This is a genomic window from Plantactinospora veratri, assembly GCF_036421995.1.
Taxonomy (GTDB): domain Bacteria; phylum Actinomycetota; class Actinomycetes; order Mycobacteriales; family Micromonosporaceae; genus Plantactinospora; species Plantactinospora veratri.
The window spans coordinates 209,296-234,118 of sequence record NZ_JAZGQL010000001.1; the positions used below are offsets into that span (position 1 = coordinate 209,296).

Consider the following 24,823-nt stretch of genomic DNA (forward strand, 5'->3'; position numbering starts at 1 on the left):
GGCGTTGCCGCCTTAGCTCAGTCGGTCAGAGCGACGCACTCGTAATGCGTAGGTCGACGGTTCGATTCCGTCAGGCGGCTCGGTGAGGAAGCCCAGGTCATCGACCTGGGCTTCGCCGTTCCGGTGCGATCACTCCCCGTTGGCGGGCGAGTCGCCACCCGAAGCTCGCAGACGGCGCCCGAGCGCGGAACGAAGATGCACCCACGGGAGCCGCGGAACGGCCTCAGGCGGCGAACTCGACGCCACCGAGGGAAACGGCGCGATACGCGGCGAGACGTTCAGCCTGTTCGACGATGCTGTCGCGGACGCTGGCCGGCAGCTTCTGCCACGGCTGAACGGTGACCTGCACCGCCTTCCCGGACCTGCGGGGACGCCAGCTGCCGACCAGTTCGCCGTCGACCAGGACGGCCCCGGGACGACCCAACACCGGCCACAACTCCTTGGCGTGCCCCGTGTCGGGCACCAGGGTGGCGCGGTCCCTGGCCTGGAGGAAGAGGTCGAACGGGCCGAGCAGGCGGGTCGCCTTGGCGTCGGCCGATCCCAGCGCCGGCTCGTCGGCGGCGAGGAGCGACCGCCGCTCGCCGTCGACCATCACCTCGATCACATCCTCCGGCCAGCGCGCCTTCACCTCCTTGACCGGGGCATCGAGATGGTCGGCCACGTGCTTGGGGGGTGGCCGGGCCGAGCAGGCGGAGGTACGCGCGGATGACGTCGAACCTCTCGCCTGAGGTGCCGGCTTTCCTGAATCCCGTGATGCGTTCCAGGACCGGCGGCGACGTGTCGAGCCGCAACTCCAGCCCGGCCCGTACGGCGGCCAACCGGAACGGCATCTCGTAGAGGTGGGTGGCGTCGCATGGTCGGCAGAACCGCAGATAGGGCTCGGGCAACAACTCGGCCACGCGCCCGGAGACGTCCCCCTTGACCGTCGGCCTGGTGACGACGGCCCGCAGCTGCGCGGCGACCTCGTCCAGAGCGGCCAGGTTGCCGATGCCGGCCGCCTTCAACGGCTTGGCGGCGTCGTAGATGCGCTTGCCCGCGTCGGCTTGGGAGAACGGCTCGACGGCGGCAGCCACCTTCCCTACCCTCGGCCCGGTCGAGCTGCTGCGCCTGGATGCGGAAGTTCATCACCTGGCGCCGATCGATCATGCCCGCATCCTAGGGAGTGCCCCGGACAGAGAGCAGCATGCCGGCCCGGCACCCGAGAACCGCTGGTGCCGGCGTCCGGGACCCGAAATAGCGGAACAGCCCGGCACGGAGGGTTAGGGGCGGGACAATTCGGGTAGAGCGTCAGCAGTATGCGGAGACGTCGACCTGACGCATCACGACTGCGTCGGAGCCGACGGCTGCGGCGCCGGCATCCGCTGAGCCTGGGAGGCGACGATGATGGAGAGCCGAGTCAAGGTGCTCGGGCACCCGGTCCATCCGATGCTGGTGATGTTCCCGATCGCCCTCTTCGTGTCCGCCACGATCTTCGACATCATCGACGTGGCCGGCGGTCCGGCCTTCCTCGGCGAGCTGGCGTACTGGAACATCCTGGTCGGCCTGATCGGCGGGGTACTGGCGGCGATGGCCGGCGCGGTGGACCTGCTGGCCGTACCGGCCGGGACCCGGGCCAAGCGGGTGGGGGTGGCGCACGCCTCGACCAACATCGCCGTGCTGCTGCTCTTCGCCGCCGTCTGGGCGGTACGGCTGGCCGCGGACACCCGGGCGGCCGGCGGTGCCCTGGTCGCGATCGAGGTGGTGGCGGTCGCCGGTGCGGCGCTCGGCGCCTGGTTCGGTGGTGAACTGGTGGACCGGCTCGGCGTCGGGGTGGACCCGGAAGCCGACCTGAACGCCCCGAGTTCGCTGCGTCCCCGGACCACCGCGGCGGCGGCCGCGGACCGGCCCGAGGAGCGCTGAGCGCTCGGCCCGAGGAGCGGTGAGCGGCCCCGGCGGCGGTGAGCGCTCGCCCGAGGAGCGGGTGAACGGTCCCCGCCCGGACGCGTTGACCGCCCGCAGGACGGGTATCGGAGACGGTGCCGCCGCCCGCTGGAGGGCGGCGCTGCTCCGACGGGTGGCGGGATCGACGGGAGGGAAGACGGCGGGATGGACGAGTCAGGACGTGGCACCGGAGACCGTGGCTGGGATCCGTTGGGTGAGTTGCAGGCACTCCGCGCGGAACTCGGCCGGCTGGTCGGCTCCGCGCTGGTCGGAGGCCGGGGTGGGCAGTCGGACGTCGAGCTGACCCCGAACGACGACGGCTGGACGGTGGTGGCCCGGCTGCCCGGGGTGGCTCCGGAGGAGGTGGCCCTGGAACTCGACGACCGCGAACTGTGCATCCGGGCCCGCTCCGAGGCCGAGGTCAACGCGGACCACGGGATGGCCGGCAGCGGATCGCAGAGCCGGGCCTTCGCGCACCGGGTGCACCTGCCGGCACCGGTCGACCCGGATCGGATCGACGCCGTGATGGACCACGGCCTGCTCACCGTCACGCTGCCGAAGGCACCCCGGCCGGGCCGGCGGACCATCACCATCGGCGGCCGGCGGCACGACCCGGGCCAGCGCGCCGGGCGTACGACCGGAGCCGGCGTCCGACCCGAGGCCGTGGACCCGGCCGCCGACCGGGAACTGCACCGGCCGGACACCGCCGCCGGTACCCCGTCCTCCGGGTTCACGGGCTGAGCGGGCGGCGGAACCGGACCCGATGATCGGCAAGGTGCGGGATCTCGTCGACGACGTCGAGCGGATCGCCGTACTCCGGGCGAACGCGCTCGGCGACTTCATCTTCGCGCTGCCGGCCCTCGACGCGCTGCGGGCCGGCTATCCGGACGCCGAGCTGGTGCTGATCGGCGCGCCGTGGCACGAGCGCCTGCTCCGGGACCGGCCGGGGCCGGTCGACCGGGTACTGGTGGTGCCGCCAGCGCACGGCATCCGGGTGGCCGGACCGGACGAACCGGAGCCGTCGGCGGCCTCGATGGCCCGGTTCCTCGACGCCGCCCGCCGGGAGCGGTTCGACCTCGCGCTCCAGATGCACGGCGGCGGGGCGAACTCGAACCCGCTGGTCGCCGACCTCGGTGCCCGGGTGACGGCCGGGCTGCGCAGCGAGGACGCCCCGCCGCTGGACCGGTGGCTCCGGTACGTCTACTACCAGCCGGAGGTGGTCCGCTATCTGGAGGTCGCCGGCCTGGTCGGCGCCAGCCCGACCGGCCTGGTGCCCCGGCTCGTCGCCACCGAGGCGGACCTGGCCGAGGCCCGCATGGTGCTGGGCGAGCCGGTACGCCCCCGGATCGCCCTGCACCCGGGGGCGAGCGACCCGCGCCGCCGCTGGCCGCCGGAGCGCTTCGCCGAGGTGGCCGATCATCTGGCCGACGACGGGTACGAGGTCCTGGTGACCGGCACTCCGGACGAGCGGGCCATCGCCGAGCAGGTGGTGGCGGCGGCTCGGCTACCGGTCCGCTCGGTGGTCGGCGACCTCTCGCTCGGCGGGCTGATCGGCTGTTACGCCGGCTGCGAGGTGGTGGTCTCCAACGACACCGGGCCGGTGCACGTCGCCGCCGCGCTGGACACCCCGACGGTCGGGATCTTCTGGGTCGGCAACGTGATCAACTGTGCGGTACCGCTGCGCGGCCGTCACCGGCCGATCGCCTCGTGGACCCTCAACTGCCCGGTCTGCGGCCGGGACTGTAGCCGGGAGCTCTATCCGGCCCGGGGCGGCGGCGGCCCGGCCTGCCCGCACCGGGTCTCCTTCGTCACCGACGTACCGGTGCTGGAGGTGCTGGCGGCGGTGGCGGATCTGACGGCGCGGTGACCTCCCAGGCTTCCATGGTCCGCTCGGTCACCGTGGTCGGCGCCTCCAGGTGGTACGCCCCGCTGGGCAGGACGCCGGCTCCGGCGTACCGGGCCATCACGGCGAGCTGGGCGGCCACGTCCTCGCCCTGGTGCCCCGGGTCGAGCCGGGTCCAGAAGTCGAACCCGCCCGCCGCGCGCAGCCGGGACCGGTCGTAGAGCACGCAGCCGCCGATCCAGGAGACCTTGTACGCCCGCCACCGCCCGGCCGGCAGCCGCCGGGCCTCCGTCACGTGCAGCAGGTTCGCGGCCGAGTGGATCCGCGCCCGGTCCCACTCCGGCGTGCCGGGGTGCAGCCGCTCCGGCTCCGGGGGGCCGTCCCACTCGGCGTAGTGCCGATGGGTCTCCGGCCGTACGTCGTCTAGATAGGACAGTCCGTGCACCGCGTTGCCGACGAAGCCGCAGTCGAGTTCGCGGATCGCGGTGAGCAGCCGGTCGACGGTGCCGGGCTCGAGCCAGACGTCGTCGTCGAGGAAGAGCACGTACCGGGCCGCCGAGGCGTCCAGCAGGTAGGCGCGGTGTTCGGCCAGGCCCCGCCTCGGCAGCCGGCGGGTGAGCAGCACCGGATGGCCCCGGTGCCGGAGTACCCGGACCATCGCCGCCGCCGCCGGCGCGGCCCAGCCCGGTTCCCCGTCGGACTGGTCGCTGACCACCACGCCGAATCCGTCCGACCCGTCCCGTGCGGCCGGCGTGCCGTCCTCGGCGGGGCGCTGGGCGGCCAGCCCGGCCAGGGTGACGGCGAGTTCGGCGGGGCGGTTCCGGGTCGGCACCAGCACGTCCAGCAGCCGGGGCGTACGGAACTGGGCCGCACTGCCCCGATCGAGCGGCCGGGTGGTCGTCCTCGGCACCGCGCCGCCCGGGTCGGGGCGTGCCGCCGTACTCACGCCCGCCGGCTCGACCTGGACGCCGCCGGCTGGGTCTCCGCCGAGGCGGGTACGGCCGCCCGGTCGCCGTCCGGCGGGGTGCCCGCGCCGCCCGCGTCCGGGGCGGCGGCCCCGGAGCGGGCCGCCGCCTGTCGCCGGTCGTCGCCGTGCGAGCGGATCCGGTCGATCACCGCCGAGGTGGACCGGTCCGGTACGTAGCCCAGGGTGCGGACCTGGCCGCCGAGCCGGCGTACCAGGGGCGCCTCCGGGACCATGTCCGGCGGGTAGTCGCCGCCCTTGACGTAGACGTCGGGGCGGACCGCCTCGATCAGCCCGGCCGGCGAGTCCTCCTCGAAGACCACCACGTGGTCCACACAGGAGAGTGCGGCGAGCAGCGCGACCCGGTCCTCCACCGGGTTCACCGGCCGGTCCGTGCCCTTGAGCCGCCGTACGCTGTCGTCCGAGTTGACCGCCACCACCAGCAGGTCGCCGAGTTGGCGTGCCTGGTCGAGATAGCGCACGTGCCCCCGGTGCAGTACGTCGAAGCAGCCGTTGGTGAAGACGACGGCCCGCCCCTCGGCCCGGTGCCGCTGCACGAGTTCGACCAGGGCGTCCCGGTCGAGCACGACCCGGGCCGGTTCCCCGCCGGTCGAGCCCAGGGCGGCGAGCAGGTCCTCGCGCAGGCAGACGCAGGTGCCGGTGTCCGAGACGGTGGTGGTCGCGGCGAGCTGGGCCAACTGGGCGGCGGTGGGCAGCGGCGCGTCGGCGGCCAGCGCCAGCGTCATCGCGGCCAGGTAGGCGTCACCGGCGCCGACGGCGTAACTCGCCGGTACCGGAGTGGCGTGGCTGCGCCGGTACCGCCCGTCGGCCCCGCCCACCACCGCGCCCTCGGCGTCCAGGGTCACCGCCACCACGTCGGCGCCGGTGCGTTCCCGCAGCTCGGCGAGGCGGGCCTGGGCGACCAGCGCCCGGCTGGCACCGCCGGCCGCGACCGGACGCCCGCCGGCGGCGCTCGACGTCTCGTCGCCGGCCACCACGATGTCGTCGCCGGAGACCCCGATCTCGTCGCTGGTCACCGTGAGGCCGTCCCCGCCGCCCGGACCGCCGCCCTCGCCGCCGCCCGGCGGGGTGCCCTCCGGGGTGGCCGAGCCGTCGCCGTCCCGGCCGCTGCCCTCCTCGGCGCCGTCGGAGGCGACCGGCGAGGCTGCGCCCTCGGGGTCGTCCTTCCCGCCGGTGGCCACCGTCGAGCCGTCCTCGGCGATGCTGACCCGGGTGCTGGCGACCGCCGACGTCGGGCTGGCCGGGCCGGCCGACACCGCCTCGTTCAGCAGCCGGGTCGCCTCGGCGAAGCTCGGGGTCACCACCGTCGGGGCGAGCCCGCGCCAGTAGGCCAGGTCGTGCGCGTCCAGAGCGACCGTGGCGAAGCAGTCGCGGTGCCGGACCAGCCAGCTCCGTACCGCCTCGGGCAGGGCGCCGAGGCCGTAGTCGCAGACCACCAGGGTCGGGGCCTGCCCGTCGCGGTCGGCCCGCAGCTCCTCGGTCGCCCGGGCGAGCGCGTTCAGCATCCGGTGTACGCCCTCCTCGGGCAGCGTCTCGTCGGCGTCGCCCTCGTCCTCGCGGAGCAGGATCTGGTCGGCGGCGAGCAGTCGCCGTTTCACCGGGGTCGGCCGGCCGGGTTGGCTGATGGTCCGGTCCCAGACCCCGGCCCGGTCCAGGCAGTCGTGCAGTTCGTCACCGGCCACGTCCGCGCCGACCGGGGCGACCAGCGCCGCCCGACCGCCGAGCGCGGTGAGGTTGACGGCGGTGTTCGCCGCACCACCGGCCGCGGTCAGCCGGCGGCGCAGGGTCAACACCGGTGCCGGGGCCTCCCGGCAGAGCCGGTCCGACTCGGCGAAGCGCCATTCGTCGAGCATGGCGTCGCCGACCACGAGTACGCCCCTGCCGAGCCAGCTCTCCACCACCGAGGCCAACCGGCGCTGTTCCGCTGCGTCTGTCGCCATGTGGCGCGGGTCCCCGGTGCCCGGCCGGGCAAACCTGGTACCGCCGCGGCCGTGCGGCCCGGCGGCGGCCGTACGGCGGTTTTGGCGCCTGCCGTACCGGGAACGTCCTTTCCATGAGATGTGACTAAACGGCTTCTCGCCACATATTCCCGTTTTCCCTCCCCGGAAAGGAGAACCAAGATGACCGCGACCTTGCAGGGCAAGCGCATCGCGTTCCTGGCCACCGACGGCGTGGAGGAGGTCGAGTACACCCGTCCCCGGGAGGCGGTCGAGGCGGCGGGGGGCCGGGCCGAACTGGTCTCCCTGGAGGGCGGCCGGATCCAGGCCTTCAACCACCTGGACAAGTCCGGGACGTACGAGGTCGACACGACCGTGGCCGAGGCGGACCCGGCGGCCTACGACGGCCTGGTGCTGCCCGGCGGGGTGGCCAACCCCGACGCCCTGCGGGCGAACCCGGACGCGGTCCGGTTCGTCCGGGCGTTCTTCGACGCCGGCAAGCCGGTCGGGGCGATCTGCCACGCGCCCTGGACGATGATCGACGCTGACGTGGTCAAGGGGCGCACCCTCACCTCCTGGCCGAGCCTGCGGACCGACCTGTCGAACGCGGGCGCGCACTGGGTCGACGAGGAGTGCCACGTCGACAACGGCCTGGTGACCAGCCGCAAGCCGGACGACCTGCCGGCATTCTGCGCCAAGCTCGTCGAGGAACTCGCCGAGGGCCGGCACTGACCCCGTGCCCGGTTCGGCGCCGGCCGCAGGCCGGCGCCGAACCGTGGCCCGGGCCCTGCGACCTGCCCGGTTTTCGGCCGGAAGCAGGACGGGACCGGCGGTAGGCATCTTCTGTGCCATCGGGGGGAGAAGGCACTATGACCACCGCTGAGGACGCGCGGCCGGCCCTGACCCACCGGCAGATCCTGCTGCTGATGAGCGGTCTGATGACCGGCATGCTGCTGGCCGCACTGGACCAGACCATCGTCGGAACGGCGCTGCCGACCATCGTCGGCGAACTCGGCGGGATCAACCACTACTCCTGGGTGGTCACCGCGTACCTGCTGGCGTCGACCGCCTCCACCCCGCTGTACGGCAAGATGGCCGACATCCTCGGCCGCCGCCCGGTCTTCCTCTTCGCCATCGGGGCGTTCCTGGTCGGCTCGCTGGCCGCCGGCTTCGCCCAGGACATGACCCAGCTCATCATCACCCGCGGGGTGCAGGGCCTCGGCGCGGGTGGGCTGATGACGCTCGCCTTCACCATCATCTCCGACGTGGTGTCGCCCCGGGAGCGCGGCCGCTACCAGGGCCTCTTCGGCGCGGTGTTCGGGGTCTCGTCGGTGGCCGGGCCGCTCGTCGGCGGCTACTTCGCCGAGCACAACTGGCGCTGGATCTTCTTCCTGAACGTGCCGCTGGCGGTGGTGGCCATCGTCGTCTGCTACCACGTGATGCGACTGATCCCGTTCCAGCGCCGGCAGCACGCCATCGACTGGCTCGGCGCCGGCCTGCTGGTGGCCGGGGTGAGTTCGCTGCTGCTCGCGCTGAGCTGGGGCGGCAACGAGTACGCCTGGGGCTCCGGGGTGATCATCGGGCTCTTCGTGGCCGGGGGAGTGCTCGGCGTGCTCTTCCTGGTCCAGGAGGCCCGGGTGGCCGAGCCGATCCTGCCGCTCAAACTGTTCCGCCGGTCGACCTTCGCGCTGGCCAACACCGCGGGCTTCATCCTCGGCCTGGTGATGTTCGGGTCGATCATCTTCATCCCGCTCTATCTCCAGATCGTCAAGGGCGCCTCGCCGACCGACAGCGGCCTGCTGATGCTGCCGATGATGGCCGGCGTGATCGTCACCTCGGTACTCTCCGGGCGGGCGATGAGCCGGATCGGCCGGTACAAGTGGTTCCCGGTGGTGGGTGCGGTGGTGCTGGTCGCCGGCATGCTGCTCTTCACCCAGTTGCAGGTCGACACCCCGCTCTGGAACGCCTTCATCTACATGGTGATCATCGGAGTCGGGCTGGGTCTCTGCATGCAGTCGCTGGTCCTCGCCGTGCAGAACGCGGTGGAGATGCGCGACCTCGGCGCCGGTACCTCGGCCGCCACCTTCTTCCGGTCGCTCGGCGGCTCGTTCGGGGTGGCGATCCTCGGTGCGGTGCTCTCGGCCGGGCTCTCCGGCGGGCTGGCCGACCGGCTACCCGGCGCGGTCGCCCAGCTCGCCCCCGCGCAGCAGGCGCAGTTCGCCGGTGCCGGTACGGGCTTCTCGGTCAACGAGCCGGCCCGGATCCTGGCGCTGCCGGCTCCGGTCCGGGCCGCCGTGCAGGAGTCGTTCGTCGACGCGCTGCACACCGTCTTCCTGGTCGCCGGGCTGATCGCCCTGCTGGCGGTGGCGGTCACCCTGGCGATGCCGAACAGCGAGCTGCGCGGCGGACCGCCGGCCGCCTCCGGCGAGCGGCTGGTCCGGGACAGGAAGGGCGACGCGGCCACCGAGATGGAGGCGAACACCCAGACGCTGATCTGACCTGGTTGGCGGGCTACTTCAGGACGACCTGGCCGGTGCGCTCGAACGCGGCCAGGTCGTCCAGGGTCTCCAGCACCGTGTCGGAGACCGGCGCGGGCAGCGTCCCGGGCGGGAAGAAGCGCGCGTCGGTGGTCTCGTCGGTGCTGGTCAGCAGCTCGCCGGACCAGGCGTCGACCCGGAAGGCGACGACGAAGAGCTGGTACGTGTCGCCGTACATGTTGGTGAAGGTGCGCTCCGGGCCGGTGTACATGGCGAACGGGGTGACCTCGGTGGCCTTCAGCCCGGTCTCCTCCCAGACCTCGCGGACCGCGCACTCGGCGATCGACTCGCCGAGTTCCATCGCGCCGGCCGGCAGCGCCCAGTAACCGTTGTCGGAGCGCTCGATCAGCAGTACCTGGCCGGCCGTGTCGCGTACCACGCCGCGGGCGCCGACGAACATCAACGTACGGTCACCGGCGAGGGCGCGGAGCTGGCCGAGGTACGACTCGGCCCACGGGATACTGCTCATCGGCCTGCCTTTCAGGGTGGTCAAGGTGTGAGCTGCGACACTAGGTTGTGCTCCATGCGTAGCACGATGATGGACGCACCCCTGCTGATTTCCCGCATCCTCGAACACGGCAGCACGGTGCACGGCGGTGCCGAGGTGGCCACCTGGCTGGGCGACGGCTCGCGCCGGATGACGTACGCCGAGGTCGGTGCGACCGCAGCCCGGCTCGCGCACGCGCTCCGCGACGATCTCGGGATCACCGGTGACCAGCGGGTGGCGACCTTCATGTGGAACAACGCCGAGCACCTGGTCGCCTACTTCGCGGTCCCGAGCATGGGTGCGGTACTCCACACGCTCAACATCCGCCTCTTTCCCGACCAGGTGGCCTACATCGCCAACCATGCCGAGGACCGGGTGGTGCTGGTCGACTCGACGCTGATCCCGCTGCTGGCCAGGGCGCTGCCCGACATGTCCACTGTAGAGCACGTGGTGGTGGTCGGCGGCGGTGACCCGGCTCCGCTGCGCTCGGCCGGGGGCGGCCGGATCGCCGTACACCACTGGGACGACCTGCTGCGGGACCGGCCGGACCGGTACGACTGGCCCGAGCTGGACGAGCGGGACGCCGCCGCCCTCTGCTACACCTCGGGCACCACCGGCAACCCGAAGGGCGTCGCCTACTCGCACCGGTCGATCTGGCTGCACTCGGTGCAGATCTGCCTGCCGGAGTCCTTCGGGCTCGGCCCGACCACCCGGGAACTCGCCATCGTGCCGATGTTCCACGCGATGTCCTGGGGCATCCCGTACGCCGCCTTCCTCTCCGGCGCCTCCCTGGTGATGCCGGACCGGTTCCTCCAGGGCGCCCCGATCGCCGCGATGATCGCCGCCGAGCGGCCGACCCTGGCCGGCGCGGTGCCGACGATCTGGACCGACCTGCTCAACCACCTGGACGCCAACGAGGTCGACACCTCCTCGCTGACCGAGGTGATCGTCGGCGGCTCCGCCTGCCCGCCCGCCCTGATGCACGCCTTCGCGGAACGGCACCGCATCGACGTGATCCACGCCTGGGGGATGACCGAGATGTCCCCGCTCGGCTCGGTGGCCCGGCCGCCGGCCGGAGCGACCGGCGACGACGCCTGGCGCTACCGCTACACCCAGGGGCGGGTGCCGGCCGGGGTCGCCGCCCGGATCGTCGGCCCGGACGGCACGCAACTGCCCGCCGACGGCAAGGCGGTCGGCGAACTGGAGGTCCGCGGCCCGTGGGTGACCGCCCGGTACGTCGGTGACGACGAGCCCGATCCGGAGAAGTTCCGGGACGGCTGGCTGCGTACCGGTGACGTCGGCACGCTCTCCGCCGACGGTTTCATCACCCTCACCGACCGTGCCAAGGACGTGATCAAGTCCGGTGGTGAGTGGATCTCCTCGGTCGAGTTGGAGAACGCGCTGATGGCGCATCCGGCGGTGCTGGAGGCGTGCGTGGTCGGCGTACCGGACCCGCGCTGGGACGAGCGTCCACTCGCGACGGTGGTGCGCCGGGAGGGTGCCGGGACGGGCGCGGTGGAACTGCGGGAGTTCCTCGCCGAGCGGGTGGCCGGGTGGCAGTTGCCCGAGCGGTGGGCCTTCGTCGACGCCGTACCGAAGACCTCGGTGGGCAAGTTCGACAAGAAGCGGGTACGCGCCGACTACGCCGCCGGCACCCTCGACGTGATCGAACTGCCGACCTGACCCGCACGTCGACGGCCAGCTACGCAGGTCCCCGTCGACCCGTTGCCAAGTCGATGTTGCGGCGGGAAGGATGTTGACCACGTGGAGGGGGCGAGCGATGCGAGCGGTGGCGGTGACGGCACTGGGCGGTCCCGGTGTGCTGCGGGTGGTCGAGTGGCCGGATCCGACGGCCGGCCCCGGCGAGATCCTCGTGCGGGTACGCGCGGCGGCGGTGCACCCCGCCGACCTGGCCGCCCGGACCGGGCGGATCCCCGGCGGCCCGATCGAGCCGCCGTTCCTGCTCGGCTGGGACTTCGCCGGTGACGTGGTCACGGTCGGGGAGGGGGTCACCGGACACCGCCCCGGCAGCCGGGTGGCCGGAATGGTGCCCTGGTATCTCACCCGGGGCGACGTCGGCGCGTACGCCGAGTTCGTGGTCGCCCGGCCGGACTGGCTGGTCGCCGTACCCGACGAGCTGGACGCCGCGGAGGCGGCCACGGTGGGGCTGAACGCGCTGACCGCCCGGCAGGGGCTGGAGATGATGTCGCTGGCTCCCGGGTCGACGGTGCTGGTCACCGGGGCCAGCGGCGGGGTGGGCGGCTTCGCCGCCCAGTTGGCGGCCCGGGCCGGCCACCGGGTGGTCGCGGTGGCCAGCTCCGACGACGAGGAGTGGGTACGCGGCCTCGGCGTCGCCGAGGTGCTGCCCCGCTCCGCCGAGCTGGCCGGCCTCGGGTTCCCGGCGGTCTTCGACGCGGTGCCGGTCGGGGCCGCGGCCGGAGCCGCGGTCGCCGACGGCGGCGTCCTGGTGACGACCCGGCCGGTCCCGCCGCTCGAACCGCCGCGCGAGGTGCGGCAGCAGACGGTCATGATCCGGCTCGACCAGCCGATGCTCGCGGAGCTGATGACCGAGGTGGCCAAGGGGCGGCTGCGGACCCGGATCGCGGCCTCGCTGCCGCTGGCGGAGGCGGCCCACGCGCACCGGTTGGTGGAGGCGGGACGACTGCGCGGAAAGGTCGTCCTCATGCCGTAGCGGCCCGGCCGTCCACCGTCGACACCGCCGTGCGGATGGAACCGCGCCGATGTTGGGCCGGATGGGATAGCGTCGTCGGGTATGAGCGAGCCGTGGCCGGCGGGCCGCGCGGCGCCGGTCGACGGCGGCGCCGATCGCACCGTTCCCGAGCCCGGTCCGGTCGCCGCAACCGGGGAACCGCAGCCGGGACTGCGCGGGGTGGACTACGCCGCCGCCGCCGAGTGCCTCTGGCGGTGGGTGGCGGCGCCCGCCGACGCGGTGGTGACGGCCTTCCTGACCGGGTACGCCCGGCTCGCCGCCGCCGACCGTCGAAGGCTCCGTGCCGAACTTGGGCCCGACGAGCTGTACACGCTGCTCACCTTCGCCCGCCGACGCGCGCTCGCCGCGATCCGTACCGAGGACCGGGCCGAGGTGCTGGTCGCGTTCGACGCGCTCTCCGCGATCGAACTGCACCGGATCGACTGGCGGGACGTCTGGGTCAGCGGCGCCCTGGTGTCGTACGCGGCGGAGCGGCTCGGGCTGCCGCCGGCCGAGGCGGTACGGGGCGCGGCCGAGCGGGCGGATCCGGAACTCGCGGCGCTGCTCGCCGAGGTGACCCGGGACAGCGTCGACCTCGCCGGGGAGTGCGGCTACCGGGTGCTGGCGACGCCGACCGGCCGGGTACTCGTCGACGACGAGGGCGGGGCGTACGCGCCAGCCGCCGACCTGGCCGGGCTCGCCTTCGAGGCCGCCGCGATGCTGGAGGGCGACCGCTACCAGGTCGGCCAGGTGTCGGTGGCGGCCACCCTGCCGACCAGCTGGCTGGACGCCGCCCGGCAGCCGACGGCGCCCGCCGCACCGCACCGGCTCACCGGCTGCGCCTACCTGCACGCCACGCCCGGAGATGCCACCGCCGACCAGCGGTACCTCGGCCTCTTCCTGGCCGAGGCGGGCAGCGAACCGGACGCGGCGACGATCGCCGAGGCGGCGCTGCGGCACCAGGAGCGGGAGGCGGCCGGCTGGGCGGTGGCCGCCGGCCGGCTCTGCGCGGTGCTGGTGGCCCGGTCGACGCTCTCCGGGCTACGGCCGGGCGAGGACCGTAACTCGCTCGCCCGGTTCGGCCCCCGGCTCACCGCCATCCTGTCGGCCGGAGCCGCACCCGTCGGCTGAGCGGTCCACCCTGCCGCCCGCGCCCGGAAGCCCGGTTTCGGGCGAGCCGCCGATTCGGATGTCACCGGATGACCCGCCGGGAGGTCGTACTTGGTGAACGGGCCGGTGGGCAGGGGATGGTGTGGACGGACATCAGGCAATTCGAGAGGTGTACGCGGCTTCGGCGGCGCGGCTGGTGGCGCAGCTCTTCGCGGTGACCGCCGACTACGCCGAGGCGCAGGACGCGGTCCAGGAGGCGTTCGTCCGGGCGCTGACCCGGGCGGGGCGGTTCCGGCAGGTCGACAACCCGGAGGCGTGGCTGCGTACCGTCGCGCTGAACGTGGCCCGGAGCCGGTTCCGGCGGCAGTTGCGGCTCGACCGGCTGATCCGCACCGGCCGGCTGACCGGCGCCGAGGCCAGGGTCCCCGAACTCTCACCCGATCACGTGGCACTGGTCGCCGCACTGCACCGGTTGCCCCGGGCCATCCGGGAGACCGTGGTGCTGCACCACATCGGCGACCTGCCGGTGGCCGAGGTCGCCGCCACGCTCGGCTGCTCGGTGGAGGCCGTCAAGAGCCGGCTGGTACGCGGCCGGCAGGCGCTCGCCGGACACCTGGACGAGCAGACCCGGCCGGCCACCGACGGGCCGACCGCCCGGCCGAGCCGCCGCTGACCCGCCCGATCCCGCAGTCGTCACGTCGTACTCACACCGGAGGATCTCCATGCCGGAACTCGACTTCTCCGGCCTCGGCCAGGCTGCCCAGGCCGCGTTCAAGCCACACTTCGCCGACGTGGAACGCCGGGCGCGGCGCCGACGGCGGCGTACCCGGGTGGCCGGTGCCGCCGCGTTGGCCGCCGTGGTCGCGGTCGGCGGCGGGGTGGTCTGGCGGGCCGTGCCGTCGGACGAGGACGGTGCCCGGTACGGCACCCTCGGCCCGCCGGTCGCGCTCGACAGAACCCCCGACTTCGTCCCGACGCCGGGCCCGAGCGCCTCGCCGGGGGCGCCCACGCCGGCCGCGCCCACCGTGACCGGCCAGATGCTCGTCGGCGACCTGGACCGGCTCTACCTGCGGTACCGCGACTGCCAGGGGGAGAACTGCGCGATCCGGCTCGCCGCCACCGCCGACGGCGGCGCGACCTGGGCGTCGCACCCGCTGCCGGTGCCGGACAACAGCCTGGTCGACCTGCGGGCGGTGGGGCCGCGGACGCTGGTGGCCGAGGTGCAGACGATGCCGAAGCGCGACGACGGGATGATCGAGGCGGACCGGATCCGGCAGTTCTGGCTCGCCAGTACCGACGGCGGGATCAACTGGCGGGAGATCGAGATCACCGAGGCGCCGGCCGTGCCGGAGACGTACCGGCCGGTGGAGTGGATTCCCGAACCCGACGGGCTGACGGTGCTGGCGGCGGACCCGGCCACCGGGGAGGTCGTCCGGCTGGCCGAGAAGCTGCCGCTGCACCACGCGCGGGTGATCGAGGGCGGGACGGCGGCGGGCGGACTCTGGGTGACCGGCTGGACCGACCGGACCATCGGCTCGCGGCAGGAGGAGAACGGCACCGTCTCGGAGAACGTGGCCATCTACAGCGGCAGCGCGATCCGGATCAGTTGGGACGGTGGGCGCAACTGGCGGCAGTCGGTGCTGCCGGAGGAGGTCGAGGCGGGTGGCGACGCGGGGGCCTCCGCACTGGCGGTCGGCGACCAGGTCGCGTACGCGGTCGGCCAGGTCGACGGGGAGTTGCGGGTCTACCGCAGCGTCGACCAGGGGCGGAACTGGCAGCGTACGGCCGCGCGGGCCCAGGTCGGCGACCGGATGATCCACGCCGCGGTCCGGCCCGACGGCGTGCTGCTGATCCAGGCCGGCATCCTGGCCGGCGAGAACCCGATGATGTTCGAGGGCCTCGACCGGGGTGAGCGGCTGCGGGAGATCCCGGTCGGCCCGGGTGCCTCGGCGGTCGCCGTACCGGGCGGCTACGCCCAGACCGGCAACCAGGACTCCTCCGGCGGCTGGCTCTCCCCGGACGGCATCACCTGGTCGTACGTCGGACCGCCCACGATCAAGCGCTGACCCGTCCGGTGGCGTCGGGCCGGGCCCCGGTGTGAGCCCGGCCCGGCAGCGGTCGGAATCCGGCGGCGGTCAGGACTCGCTGGTCACCACCAGCACCTTGCCCACCGCCGAGTTCTGCACGGCGGCGTGCGCCTGGGCCACCTCGTCCAGCGGGTAGTAGTGCAGCGGCAGACCCGCCTCCGTGCCGATCCGGAGCACTCCGGACGACGCGGCGGCGGCGACATCCGTCACGGCCTGCGCCTTGGCCACCACCGGCAGCGTGTAGACCAGCACGAACTGCCAGCGGATATTCGGCACCATCAGCGGGCGTACCGGCAGGGTGAGCGTGGCGCCGCCGTCGTCGGCGTACACCGCGACAGCGCCGTTGGCGCCGATCACCTGACAGTCGATCTCGGCGTTGCGGGCGGCGGCGACCTCGACGATCGCGTCCACCCCGTCCGGCGTGATCTTCCGGACCTCGGCCACCACGTCCTCTTCGCGATAGTTGATCACGTACGAGGCGCCGGCCGCGACCGCGAGCTGGGCCTTCTCGGCACTGCTGACCGTGGCGATGACGGTGGCGTCGGCCCATCGGGCGAGCTGGATGGCGGCGTTGCCGACCGCGCCCGCCCCGCCCTGGACCAGCACGGTGCGCCCGGTGAGCGCGCCGACGTCGAGGTGGTCCGGCATCGTCTCGCCGGCCGTCAGGCAGCGGTGCGCGGTCAGGAACGGGATGCCGAGGGCCGCGCCGAGGTCGAAGGAGGCCGAGCCGAGCCGCACCACCTGCCGGGCCGGTACCACCGTGTACTCGGCCGCGGTGCCCCACGGCCGCTGCCAGGCCGCCTCCCAGACCCAGACCCGCTCGCCGGTCAGCTTCGCGTCGACACCGGTACCGACCGACTCGATGATCCCCGCCCCGTCCTGGTGGGGAATCTGCCAGCCGTGCCCGGGCGGCGCCCCGGAGCCGTCGCCCTGCCGCGACTTCCAGTCGGTGGGGTTCACCCCGGAGACGGCGACCCGGACCAGGACCTCGCCCGGACCCGGCTCCGGCACCGGCCGTTCCACCACCTCGAGCACGGACGGGTCGCCGGTGCGCTGGTAGACGGCCGCCCTCATCGTCGACTTCCCCGGTGCTGTCACGCCGATCACCTCTCGTCTCGATCCGCCGGCCGGCCCGCCGACCGGTGCACGGCGGGCCGCGCACCCCGCACGCGTTACGACCCGATCACCATCTTGCTGCCCGTACGGGTGGATTCGCCGGAGATCCCGTCGCCGGATGCGGGTGGGCGAGGTCACAGATCCGGCCCGACCGCCGGATCCGGGTGGTGGAGCGACGAGGAACACGCCGTGAAAGCCCAGTCAGGGATCGTTCAGGTTTGTCGGGTAGGACTGATGGGCAAGGGTCCGTCTGTCGAGGGCGCCGGCCTGCCGGGCGGTTCCGCCGGAGGTGGCGGCCGGGGCGGACGGCGTTGGCGCGGAGTCGACGGAGGCGTTCCGGGGCGCCCGTGCCAGCGACGTACGAGTCGCCCGGACCGTCGGGCGCGGCCGACCGGAGACGTGGAGACGCAGATGGGAACCTCAGCCGAGCCTGCGGTGACGGCTGCGGTCGTACCGTCGGCCGGCCCGGCCGGGGGCCCGTCGGCGGGGCGGGCGGTGGGCTCGGCCGGTGGTCGGGACCGGTACCTGGACCTGTGGCGGGCGGCCGCGCTGGTCCGGGTGGTGACCTATCACGTGCTCGGCTGGATCTGGCTGACCGTGCTCTTCCCGGCGATGGGGCTGATGTTCGCGCTCGCCGGCTCGCTGATGGCCGGCTCGCTGGACCGTACCGGCCCGGGTGCCGTCGGGCGGCGGCTGCGCCGGTTGCTGCCTCCGCTGTGGGGCTTCGGGGCGGTGACGCTGACGCTGCTGCTGATCACCGGCTGGCGTACGGCGCCGGCCGCGGCACTCGGCTGGGGCGAACTCGTCTGGTGGGTCTTCCCCGCCCGTACCCCGCCGGTCGGCGACCAGTCGTGGGCCTGGGCCTACAACGTGGTGCTCTGGTACATCGTCACCTACCTCTGGCTGGTACTGCTCTCGCCGGTGCTGCTCGCCGCGTTCCGTCGCTGGCCGTGGCAGAGCCTGGCGCTGGCCGTGGCGCTGCCGATCGCCTTCCGGTTCAACATCGTCAACGTCGGCGGGTACTTCAACGAGCAGGCGCTCAACGTCAGCACGTACCTGGCCTGCTGGCTGCTCGGTTTCGCGCACCACGACGGGCTGCTGCGCCGGATCCCGGCCCGGCGGTACGCACTCGCCGTCGGGCTGCTCGCGCTCACCGGGGCCGGTTGGGTGCTGGCGGTCGGCTGGTCGACCGGCAACTACGACCTGAACCGGATCGCGGGCGGCAACACCCTGTGGTCGATGGCGTTCGTCGCGACGGTGCTCCGGTTCCGGCCCCGACTCGACTGGCTGGGCCGGATCCGCCTGCTGGACCGCCTCGTGGAGCTGTTGAACGCCCGGGCGGTCACCATCTATCTGTGGCACCTGCCGCTGGGCGTGCTGGCCGGGGCGCTGATCGCCCCGCTGGCCGTCTCCGGCTGGGTGCAGACCGTCACCGTCCGGCTGGCCGCGGTCTGGCTGCTGGTGGCCGTGGCGGTGGCGCTGTTCGGCTGGATCGAGGATCTGGCCGCCCGCCGCCGGCCGGCGCTGGTGCCGGCCCGGGTCAGCCCGGGCCGGCGTGGGACCGCCCGCGGCGCGCCGTCCGGGAAGGTCGCCGGAGCCGGGGTACCCGCGACCACGGCCGGGACCGCTCCGGCCGCGCCTCCTCCGACGGCCGTGACCCCGGCGGCGGCCGTGACCCCGACAGCCGTGACCGCGGCGGTGCCGGCCGCCTCGGGGGCGCGGCACTGGCACCGGGCGATGGCCTCCACCGTGGCGGTGCTGGCCGTCGGGCTCGGGGTCATGGCGCTCAACCTCTGGCCCGGGGTGACCACCCGCAGCCAGGCCCAGCCGTCCCCGGCCGAGGTCACCTACCACCTCTCCGACCTGCCCATGCTGCTGGACGGCAGTTCGGAGCGGCCGTCGCCGACCCCGGCGACCGGAACGGGCCCCGGCTCGGTCACCGTGCACGGCCAGGTCTATCCGCGTGCGGTGCTGACCGCCGCGCCGAGCCGGGTCCGGGTGCAGCCGCCCGCCGGCTGCGAACGGCTCCGGGCCGTGATCGACGTCGGCGCCGACGACGTCGAGGTCGCCTTCGCGGTACGCGCGGACGACGTGACCGTTTTCGAGTCGGGCGTACGCAGCCGGGCGGACAGTGCCGAGCGGATCGACGTGGCGATCGCCCGTGCCAGCTTCGTCGACCTGGTCACCAGCAGCCCGTCCGGTGGCGCGGTCGGTGTCTGGGCGGATCCCCAGTTCGTCTGCGCCCCGTAACGCCGGCCGAGCGCCGGGGCGGCGGCTGCGCGGGCGGTGTCCGGGGCCGCGACGGCGACCGGTCCGAACGGTGTCCGGACCTGTCGCGGGGCCGGGCGGCCGGCGGTCAGCGTGACCGGAGCACCACGTCCTTGCTGAGGTCGGCCCAGCCGGCCTCCCGGGCCCGGGCGACGGTGTCGCGCAGTTGCGACTCGTCCACCGGCTGCTCCCGGCCGGCCTGCTGGAGGGCGACCGCGAAGTTGGCGCAGAGGTATTTCAGCAGGTCGTCGTCGGCGTGCAGGATCTCGCAGATGCCGGCGACGCGGCGGCGGTGGAAGAGCCCGGCCATTCCCTCCAGGGCGGCCTGCTCGTGCCCCTCTACGTCGATCTTGAACAGCAGCGAGTCGTCGTCGCCGAGCCGGATCCGCTCGTCCAGCCGGAAGCACTCCACCTCGACGCCCCGGTCGTTGTGCACCCGCAGCGAGGCGACACCGGTGTGCTCGTGCAGGTAGAGGCGGGCGGTGCCGGGCCGGTCGCTGGCGGCACCCGCGTGCAGCACGGTGCCCGGATAGTCACCGGTGGCCGCCGCGACCGTCTTGCGCAGCCAGGGCAGGACGGCCGGGTTCGGCTCGACCAGATGCAGTTCGCGCAGGCCGTAGTAGCAGGTCGAGAAGGCCACCTCGCCGTAGTTGGCGCCGACGTCGATTGCCACGGTGGGCCGGATCTCGGAGACCAGGCGCCGCCAGGCGGCGACCGCCTTCCGGTCGAGGTTTCCCTTGTAGACGGCGAGTTCGGTGCCCCGGATGTCGGTGTGGTCGGCGTGCAGCACCACGCCGATCTCGTTGCGGAACGCCCCGGCCCGGGTGCGCAGGGCGATCCGGTGGGCGGCCCGGCGGACGTGGTGCGCACCGGACTGGTGGTAGGCACGGCGCAGCGTCGATCGAAAAGTTGGCATACCGTTGACCGTTCTCGCTGATCATTGGGGTTGTCACACGTCCGGTGGTCCGCCGGCGCTCCCCGGACGGTCCGGCGGCGGTGCCGGCCAGTTTCGTTGCGGTACGGGCGGTGCCGGCCGTGCCGGCTCATCCGCGCCACACCTCGCCCTCCAGCGACCTCCTCCAGTAGGGCCTGCTCCTCGGGCATGTTACGCAGACAATCACCTAGAGCAACAGACCCGATACGCAACGGAGTAATACGCGGGATTCCTTCGGGTTTTCCCTGGTGGTGCCCGGGGTGTGGGACAGTCCCGGCGCACCCGGGCGTACGCCGCACAAACCCCGTTGTCCGGCGCTGTTCTGCCGGCGCCGGAGGTCTACCCCGGGTACCCCGGTGGAGGTGGCCGGCGTCCGGGTCAGCCCCGGCCGTCGGGCCGGCGCGGTCGGAAAGCCGACAGCGGTCTGCTCGACCGTCAGGCGGCCGGTGCCGAGACCAACCCGGCGAGGACACGGTGCAGGCGTGCCGCGGTCTCCGGGTCGAACTCGGGGCGGGTCAGGTCCACCGGCGTGTCCCGCCGGAAGGCCGTGAGCGGTCGGTCGGGCGGGTCGGCCAGCAGGTCGCGCAGTGCCGGGGTGACCTGCTCCACCCGCGCGGCGAAGAGCCGGGCCAGCACCCGGACCAGGGCCCGGGTCGGTTGCCGGAACGGGTCGGCCAGCCCGGTGTCGACGAAGAGCGGGTTGTAGAGCACGTACCGGATCCCGCTGCCGGCGTGCCGGGCCGCGAAGGAGACCCCGAGCAGGTCGTTGGCGCGGGCACCCTGCATGGTGGCCCGGAAGCCGCTGTACCGCCGTCGCAGTTGCAGGTCGTCCCAGTGGATCCGACCGGCCCGGATGCCGCCGGTGCCGCAGAGGTTCAGGATCACCGGCCGGTCCGCCCGGGCCAGCGGCTCGCGCAGCAGTTCCGGCAGCAGGAACCGGCTGAGTACGTACAACGCGAAGGTCCGTTCGAAGCCTTCCACGGTCTCGGCCCGCCCGGTGTGGTAACGGCCGGCGCAGAGCACCAGGGCGTCGATCACCTCGTACCGGGCCCGCAGTTCCTCGGCGAGCGCGGTCGTCCCGGCCACCGAGCCCAGATCGGCCCGGTGGACGGCGAGCCGGTCGGGGTACCCCCGACGGGCCGCCTCGGCCCGCAGCGCCGCGCCGGGCCCTTCGGTGCTGCCGATCGCCACCACCCGGGCGCCACCGTCGAGGAGTTGCCGGACCAGCCCGGCCCCGATGCCCCGGGTACCCCCGGTGATCAGCACTGTCCTCACCCGTCGTCTCCTCCCCGTCGCGGATAACCTGATCCTCGGCTTGCTGACGGACGGGCGAAAGAAGGCACATCGATGTCCCCTGACGAGGTCCCGGCCGAGGCGCCGGCCCCGAGCCCACCGCCGAACCCGACGGTCGGCATCCGGGTGCCGGTCACCGAGGCGGACCGGGCGGCCTGCTCGGCGCAGGACGTGCTGCACCGGGTCGGCGACAAGTGGAGCGTGCTGGTGCTGTCGCTGCTCAGCCGGCGGAGCTACGGCTTCAACGAACTGGACCGGGCCGTCGTCGGGCTCAGCCGGCGGATGTTGACCCGTACGCTGCGCGGGCTGGTTCGCGACGGGCTGGTCAGCCGTACCGGCCCGGTGGCGGTCGCCGGCCGGGTCGAGTACGCGCTCACCGGCCTGGGGCACTCGCTGCTGCCGCTGGTGATCGCGCTCGGCGAGTGGGCGGTGGCCAACCAGCCCGCCATCGTCCGGGCACGGGCCCGGGACGACGCCCGGGCGGGCGGAGAGCTGTCGGCGGCAACCACCCCGCGGGCGGGGAGCACCCGGCACCGATTGCGGTGATCGGGGAGTGCCGTGCCGGCGTACGGGGGACGATGGCCGCATGCGGGCGGTGCTGATGCGACGACACGGCGGACCGGAGGTCCTGGAGATCGTGGAGGTTCCGGCGCCGGAGGCGGGCGCCGGTCAACTCCTCGTGGACGTCGCCGCCGTCGGGGTCAACTTCGCCGACGTCTACCAGCGGCAGGGCGTCCCGCCGTACGCGGGGGAACTGCCGGCGGTGCCGGGGCAGGAGGGTGCCGGCACGGTCGCCGCGCTCGGACCGGGAGTCGAGGACTTCGCCGTCGGCGACCGGGTGGCCTGGGTCGGCGTGCCCGGCGGGTACGCCGAACAGGTCGCGATCCCGGCCGAGCGGGCGGTGCCGGTGCCCGGGCACGTCGACTTCCCGGTCGCGGCGGCGGCGATGATGCAGGGGTTGACCGCGCACTACCTGTCGCACACCACCCATTCCGTGGCGGCCGGCGAACCGGTCGTGGTGCACGCCGCCGCCGGCGGGGTCGGCCTGCTGCTCACCCAGCTCGCCAAGCTGCGCGGCGGTGTCGTCGTCGGCACCACCTCCACCGACGAGAAGGACGAGCTGGTCCGCCAGGCCGGTGCCGACCACGTCGCCCGGTACGACACCTTCCTCGACACGGTCCGCGAGGTGACCGGCGGCGCGGGCACGGCGGTGGTCTACGACGGCGTCGGCCGGGCCACCTTCGACGACAGCCTGGCGGCGCTGCGTCGCCGTGGCCTGCTGGTCGCGTACGGCGCCAGCAGCGGGCCGGTGCCGCCGTTGCAGACCGAGCGGCTGGCCGCCGGAGGCTCGCTCTACCTGACCCGGCCGACCCTGCCGCAGCACATCGAGACCCGGGAGGAGTTGCTCGGTCGGGCCGCCGACCTCTTCGGCTGGATCGGCGCCGAGCGGCTGTCGATCAGGGTCGGCGCGACGTACCCGCTCGCCGACGCGGCCCGGGCGCACGCCGACCTGGAGGGCCGGCGTACCAGCGGCAAGTCCGTGCTGCTGCCCGGCTGAGCCGGGTGCGGGCCCCCGGGGCAGCCGGGGCCGCGCCGTTGTCGGTCAGTTCCTCGACGTCGGCCGGCTGGATTCCCGGCCCGTGCCGGGTGCCGGTTCCGGTCCGGCCCCGGGGTCGGTCGCCGGGACCGTTTCCTCGGTGAGGTCGGTGACGTGCGGCAGGACCACCGCGGCGAGCTGTTCGGCGTCCGGGTCGAGCGGGTACGACCCGTGCGGGATCGCCACCACCCGCATCCCGGCGGCGGCGGCGGAGCGCACCCCGTTGCTGGAATCCTCGACCGCGACGCAGCGACCGGCCGGCACGCCGAGGCGCTGCGCGACCGCGAGGTAGGCGTCCGGGGCCGGTTTGCCCCGGGGCACCTCCTCGGTGGAGAGCGTCACCCGGAACTGCTCGGTCAGCCCCATCGCGGCCAGGGCGACGTCGATCAGCCGGCGCGGGGAGGAGCTGGCCAGCCCGAGCGGCCAGTGCCGGGCGAGCCGGCGGACCACCTCGGGCGCGCCGTCGATGACCGGCAGGCTGCTCTGGTATTCCCGGGCCATCGCGTCGACCACGTCGGTCGCGATCTGCTCGGCGCTGCCGGGTACGCCGAGTTCGCCGAGGTAGCGGGCCCATTCGCCGGTGCTCATGCCCATCAGCCGGCGCTGGGTGTCGGGCTGCCACCGGCCGCCGTTGGTGTCGACGTAGCGTCGACGGACCCGTTCCCAGACCGGTTCGGAGTCCACGAGTACGCCGTCCAGGTCGAAGACCACCGCATCCACCACGGCTCCATCCTGCCCCAGCCGGCCGGTGCCGGCCGCCCGCATCCCGGCGGAACTCGCCTCGGCGGGGGATCACGCGGCGGGCTTGAGCACCACCTTCGAGTAGCCCTCGTCGCGCCTGTCGAACCGGTCGTAGCCCTCCGGCGCCGCGTCGAGCGGCAACTCCTTGCTGACCACGAAGCTCGGCCGGGCCCGCCCGGCGACGATCAGGTCCCGCAGATACCGGTTGTACGCCTTGACGTTGGTCTGCCCGCTGCCCATCCGGAGCCCCTTCTCGAAGAACTTGCCGACCCGGAACAGCAGCTCGCCGTTGCGGGAGTGTTCGTCGGGTGCTCCGGGATCGTGCGGTACGTAGAGTCCCACCACCCCGATCCGACCGGTGGCCCGGACGATTTCGACCAGGCTGTTCAGCACCGACGCGGGCTGCTCCTCGCCGCTGGCCCCGGTGCCCTGGTAGCCAACCGCGTCGACGCCCTTGTCGGTGCCGTTGCCGTCGGTCTGGTCCCGGATCTGCTGGACCGGGTCGCCCTTGCCGAAGTCGACCGGGATCGCGCCGATCGACTCCGCGAGGCGCAGCCGGGACGGCACCCGGTCGACCAGGAAGACCTTGGCGGCGCCGATCAGCATCGCCGAGTACGCCGCCATCAGCCCGACCGGGCCGCCGCCCATCACCGTGATGGTCTCGCCGGGGCGCAGCTCGGTCATCGCCACCCCGTGGTAGCCGGTGGGGAAGATGTCGGCGAGCATCGCGAAGTCGTTCTCGTGCTCGTTGCCGGGTGGCAGTTTCAGGCAGTTGAAGTCGGCGAACGGCACCCGGAGGTACTCGGCCTGACCACCCCGGTACGGCCCCATGTTGACGTACCCGTAGGCGGCGCCGGCGAAGCCGGGGTTGGCGGTGAGGCAGTAGCCGCTGTTGCCGGCCAGGCAGTTCGGGCAGAATCCGCAGGCGACGTTGAACGGCATCGACACCCGGTCGCCCCGCTTGACGTGCGCCACACCGGGGCCGACGTCGACCACGATGCCCATGTTCTCGTGCCCGAAGACGATGCCCGGCTCCGCGCCGGTGCGCCCCTCGTACATGTGCAGGTCGGAGCCGCAGATCGCGCTGCTGGTCACCTGCACGACCACGTCGTTGGGGTCCTGGATCCGAGGGTCCTCGACGTTCTCCACCGCGACCTCGCGCGGCCCGTGGTAGACCACTGCCTTCATGCTCGCTCCCTCCGGCCGGGCGCGGGGCGGTGCTGTCGTCCCCGATCCAGCCTAAGCGGATGATCTTCAG

The 24,823-nt window shown here is 73.7% G+C and carries 22 protein-coding genes and 1 tRNA gene; 14 read left to right on the forward strand and 9 right to left on the reverse strand.

What is annotated here, in order from left to right; translation table 11 throughout:
* Positions 1-6 precede the first annotated feature (6 nt).
* Positions 7-80, forward strand: a tRNA-Thr gene (locus V1634_RS00910).
* Between the two features lie 143 nt (positions 81-223).
* Here the strand turns inward: V1634_RS00910 and V1634_RS00915 are convergent.
* On the reverse strand, positions 224-661 hold the full coding sequence (locus V1634_RS00915; RefSeq protein ID WP_331205788.1) for a DNA glycosylase AlkZ-like family protein: 438 nt from the start codon (positions 659-661) through the stop codon (positions 224-226).
* Between the two features lie 722 nt (positions 662-1,383).
* Here V1634_RS00915 and V1634_RS00920 point away from each other — a divergent pair.
* The 3 genes from V1634_RS00920 (at position 1,384) to V1634_RS00930 (ending at position 3,787) form a co-directional block, all read left to right on the forward strand.
* On the forward strand, positions 1,384-1,899 hold the full coding sequence (locus V1634_RS00920) for a DUF2231 domain-containing protein (RefSeq protein ID WP_331206097.1): 516 nt from the start codon (positions 1,384-1,386) through the stop codon (positions 1,897-1,899).
* A gap of 186 nt (positions 1,900-2,085) precedes the next feature.
* Entirely contained in the window at positions 2,086-2,661 is a 576-nt protein-coding gene (locus tag V1634_RS00925) for an Hsp20/alpha crystallin family protein (RefSeq protein WP_331205789.1), read from the forward strand.
* Positions 2,662-2,683: 22 nt separating this feature from the next.
* Positions 2,684-3,787: a glycosyltransferase family 9 protein gene (locus tag V1634_RS00930; protein ID WP_331205790.1), complete on the forward strand. Its 1,104-nt coding sequence runs from the start codon at positions 2,684-2,686 to the stop codon at positions 3,785-3,787.
* Here the strand turns inward: V1634_RS00930 and V1634_RS00935 are convergent.
* Entirely contained in the window at positions 3,729-4,673 is a 945-nt protein-coding gene (locus V1634_RS00935) for a glycosyltransferase family 2 protein (protein WP_331206098.1), read from the reverse strand. The two genes, V1634_RS00930 and V1634_RS00935, sit on opposite strands and share 59 nt — an antisense overlap.
* Positions 4,674-4,705: 32 nt before the next feature.
* Entirely contained in the window at positions 4,706-6,688 is a 1,983-nt protein-coding gene (gene rfaE2 / locus V1634_RS00940; RefSeq protein WP_331205791.1) for a D-glycero-beta-D-manno-heptose 1-phosphate adenylyltransferase, read from the reverse strand.
* Between the two features lie 180 nt (positions 6,689-6,868).
* Between rfaE2 and V1634_RS00945 the strand changes: the two genes are divergently transcribed.
* Complete coding sequence (locus tag V1634_RS00945) at positions 6,869-7,417, forward strand: type 1 glutamine amidotransferase domain-containing protein (protein WP_331205792.1); 549 nt, start codon at positions 6,869-6,871, stop codon at positions 7,415-7,417.
* A gap of 137 nt (positions 7,418-7,554) precedes the next feature.
* Complete coding sequence (locus tag V1634_RS00950) at positions 7,555-9,183, forward strand: MDR family MFS transporter (protein WP_331205793.1); 1,629 nt, start codon at positions 7,555-7,557, stop codon at positions 9,181-9,183.
* Positions 9,184-9,196: 13 nt separating this feature from the next.
* Here the strand turns inward: V1634_RS00950 and V1634_RS00955 are convergent, their stop codons facing one another.
* Positions 9,197-9,691: an NUDIX domain-containing protein gene (locus tag V1634_RS00955; RefSeq protein ID WP_331205794.1), complete on the reverse strand. Its 495-nt coding sequence runs from the start codon at positions 9,689-9,691 to the stop codon at positions 9,197-9,199.
* A 54-nt stretch (positions 9,692-9,745) separates the two neighbouring features.
* Here V1634_RS00955 and V1634_RS00960 point away from each other — a divergent pair, with 54 nt between their 5' ends.
* The 5 genes from V1634_RS00960 (at position 9,746) to V1634_RS00980 (ending at position 15,595) form a co-directional block, all read left to right on the forward strand.
* On the forward strand, positions 9,746-11,392 hold the full coding sequence (locus tag V1634_RS00960) for a long-chain fatty acid--CoA ligase (protein ID WP_331205795.1): 1,647 nt from the start codon (positions 9,746-9,748) through the stop codon (positions 11,390-11,392).
* Positions 11,393-11,489: 97 nt separating this feature from the next.
* On the forward strand, positions 11,490-12,401 hold the full coding sequence (locus tag V1634_RS00965) for a quinone oxidoreductase family protein (protein ID WP_331205796.1): 912 nt from the start codon (positions 11,490-11,492) through the stop codon (positions 12,399-12,401).
* A gap of 81 nt (positions 12,402-12,482) precedes the next feature.
* On the forward strand, positions 12,483-13,550 hold the full coding sequence (locus tag V1634_RS00970) for a hypothetical protein (protein WP_331205797.1): 1,068 nt from the start codon (positions 12,483-12,485) through the stop codon (positions 13,548-13,550).
* A gap of 148 nt (positions 13,551-13,698) precedes the next feature.
* Positions 13,699-14,202: an RNA polymerase sigma factor gene (locus V1634_RS00975; protein ID WP_331205798.1), complete on the forward strand. Its 504-nt coding sequence runs from the start codon at positions 13,699-13,701 to the stop codon at positions 14,200-14,202.
* 49 nt (positions 14,203-14,251) lie between these two features.
* Positions 14,252-15,595 (forward strand): beta propeller repeat protein, encoded by a 1,344-nt coding sequence (locus V1634_RS00980; protein ID WP_331205799.1) that lies wholly within the window; start codon positions 14,252-14,254, stop codon positions 15,593-15,595.
* A gap of 69 nt (positions 15,596-15,664) precedes the next feature.
* Here V1634_RS00980 and V1634_RS00985 read toward each other — a convergent pair whose 3' ends face one another.
* Positions 15,665-16,690, reverse strand: a complete 1,026-nt coding sequence (locus tag V1634_RS00985) for an NADPH:quinone reductase (RefSeq protein WP_331206099.1) — start codon at positions 16,688-16,690, stop codon at positions 15,665-15,667.
* A gap of 453 nt (positions 16,691-17,143) precedes the next feature.
* Between V1634_RS00985 and V1634_RS00990 the strand changes: the two genes are divergently transcribed.
* Complete coding sequence (locus V1634_RS00990) at positions 17,144-18,982, forward strand: acyltransferase family protein (protein ID WP_331205800.1); 1,839 nt, start codon at positions 17,144-17,146, stop codon at positions 18,980-18,982.
* Between the two features lie 106 nt (positions 18,983-19,088).
* Here V1634_RS00990 and V1634_RS00995 read toward each other — a convergent pair whose 3' ends face one another.
* Both V1634_RS00995 and V1634_RS01000 read right to left on the reverse strand, forming a co-directional pair.
* Positions 19,089-19,916, reverse strand: coding sequence for an FkbM family methyltransferase (locus V1634_RS00995; RefSeq protein WP_331205801.1), 828 nt, complete (start codon positions 19,914-19,916; stop codon positions 19,089-19,091).
* A gap of 453 nt (positions 19,917-20,369) precedes the next feature.
* The gene (locus tag V1634_RS01000; RefSeq protein WP_331205802.1) at positions 20,370-21,209 is read right to left on the reverse strand and encodes an SDR family NAD(P)-dependent oxidoreductase; all 840 of its coding nucleotides are present in this window, start codon (positions 21,207-21,209) and stop codon (positions 20,370-20,372) included.
* Positions 21,210-21,281: 72 nt separating this feature from the next.
* Here V1634_RS01000 and V1634_RS01005 point away from each other — a divergent pair, with 72 nt between their 5' ends.
* Both V1634_RS01005 and V1634_RS01010 read left to right on the forward strand, forming a co-directional pair.
* Positions 21,282-21,773: a winged helix-turn-helix transcriptional regulator gene (locus V1634_RS01005; protein ID WP_331205803.1), complete on the forward strand. Its 492-nt coding sequence runs from the start codon at positions 21,282-21,284 to the stop codon at positions 21,771-21,773.
* A 40-nt stretch (positions 21,774-21,813) separates the two neighbouring features.
* Positions 21,814-22,785: a quinone oxidoreductase family protein gene (locus V1634_RS01010; protein ID WP_331205804.1), complete on the forward strand. Its 972-nt coding sequence runs from the start codon at positions 21,814-21,816 to the stop codon at positions 22,783-22,785.
* Between the two features lie 45 nt (positions 22,786-22,830).
* Here V1634_RS01010 and V1634_RS01015 read toward each other — a convergent pair whose 3' ends face one another.
* Together V1634_RS01015 and V1634_RS01020 are read right to left on the reverse strand one after the other, a co-directional pair.
* Positions 22,831-23,547 (reverse strand): HAD family hydrolase, encoded by a 717-nt coding sequence (locus V1634_RS01015; protein ID WP_331205805.1) that lies wholly within the window; start codon positions 23,545-23,547, stop codon positions 22,831-22,833.
* Positions 23,548-23,616: 69 nt separating this feature from the next.
* Positions 23,617-24,753, reverse strand: coding sequence for a glutathione-independent formaldehyde dehydrogenase (locus V1634_RS01020; protein ID WP_331205806.1), 1,137 nt, complete (start codon positions 24,751-24,753; stop codon positions 23,617-23,619).
* Positions 24,754-24,823: the final 70 nt, after the last annotated feature.

Coding starts and splice junctions, on each gene's coding strand:
- V1634_RS00920 (WP_331206097.1), top strand. CDS start 1,384: ATGGAGAGCCGAGTCAAGGTGCTCGGGCACCCGGTCCATCCGATGCTG.
- V1634_RS00925 (WP_331205789.1), top strand. CDS start 2,086: ATGGACGAGTCAGGACGTGGCACCGGAGACCGTGGCTGGGATCCGTTG.
- V1634_RS00930 (WP_331205790.1), top strand. CDS start 2,684: ATGATCGGCAAGGTGCGGGATCTCGTCGACGACGTCGAGCGGATCGCC.
- rfaE2 (WP_331205791.1), bottom strand. CDS start 6,688: ATGGCGACAGACGCAGCGGAACAGCGCCGGTTGGCCTCGGTGGTGGAG.
- V1634_RS00945 (WP_331205792.1), top strand. CDS start 6,869: ATGACCGCGACCTTGCAGGGCAAGCGCATCGCGTTCCTGGCCACCGAC.
- V1634_RS00950 (WP_331205793.1), top strand. CDS start 7,555: ATGACCACCGCTGAGGACGCGCGGCCGGCCCTGACCCACCGGCAGATC.
- V1634_RS00955 (WP_331205794.1), bottom strand. CDS start 9,691: ATGAGCAGTATCCCGTGGGCCGAGTCGTACCTCGGCCAGCTCCGCGCC.
- V1634_RS00960 (WP_331205795.1), top strand. CDS start 9,746: ATGCGTAGCACGATGATGGACGCACCCCTGCTGATTTCCCGCATCCTC.
- V1634_RS00965 (WP_331205796.1), top strand. CDS start 11,490: ATGCGAGCGGTGGCGGTGACGGCACTGGGCGGTCCCGGTGTGCTGCGG.
- V1634_RS00970 (WP_331205797.1), top strand. CDS start 12,483: ATGAGCGAGCCGTGGCCGGCGGGCCGCGCGGCGCCGGTCGACGGCGGC.
- V1634_RS00980 (WP_331205799.1), top strand. CDS start 14,252: ATGCCGGAACTCGACTTCTCCGGCCTCGGCCAGGCTGCCCAGGCCGCG.
- V1634_RS00985 (WP_331206099.1), bottom strand. CDS start 16,690: ATGAGGGCGGCCGTCTACCAGCGCACCGGCGACCCGTCCGTGCTCGAG.
- V1634_RS00990 (WP_331205800.1), top strand. CDS start 17,144: ATGGGAACCTCAGCCGAGCCTGCGGTGACGGCTGCGGTCGTACCGTCG.
- V1634_RS00995 (WP_331205801.1), bottom strand. CDS start 19,916: ATGCCAACTTTTCGATCGACGCTGCGCCGTGCCTACCACCAGTCCGGT.
- V1634_RS01005 (WP_331205803.1), top strand. CDS start 21,282: ATGTCCCCTGACGAGGTCCCGGCCGAGGCGCCGGCCCCGAGCCCACCG.
- V1634_RS01010 (WP_331205804.1), top strand. CDS start 21,814: ATGCGGGCGGTGCTGATGCGACGACACGGCGGACCGGAGGTCCTGGAG.
- V1634_RS01020 (WP_331205806.1), bottom strand. CDS start 24,753: ATGAAGGCAGTGGTCTACCACGGGCCGCGCGAGGTCGCGGTGGAGAAC.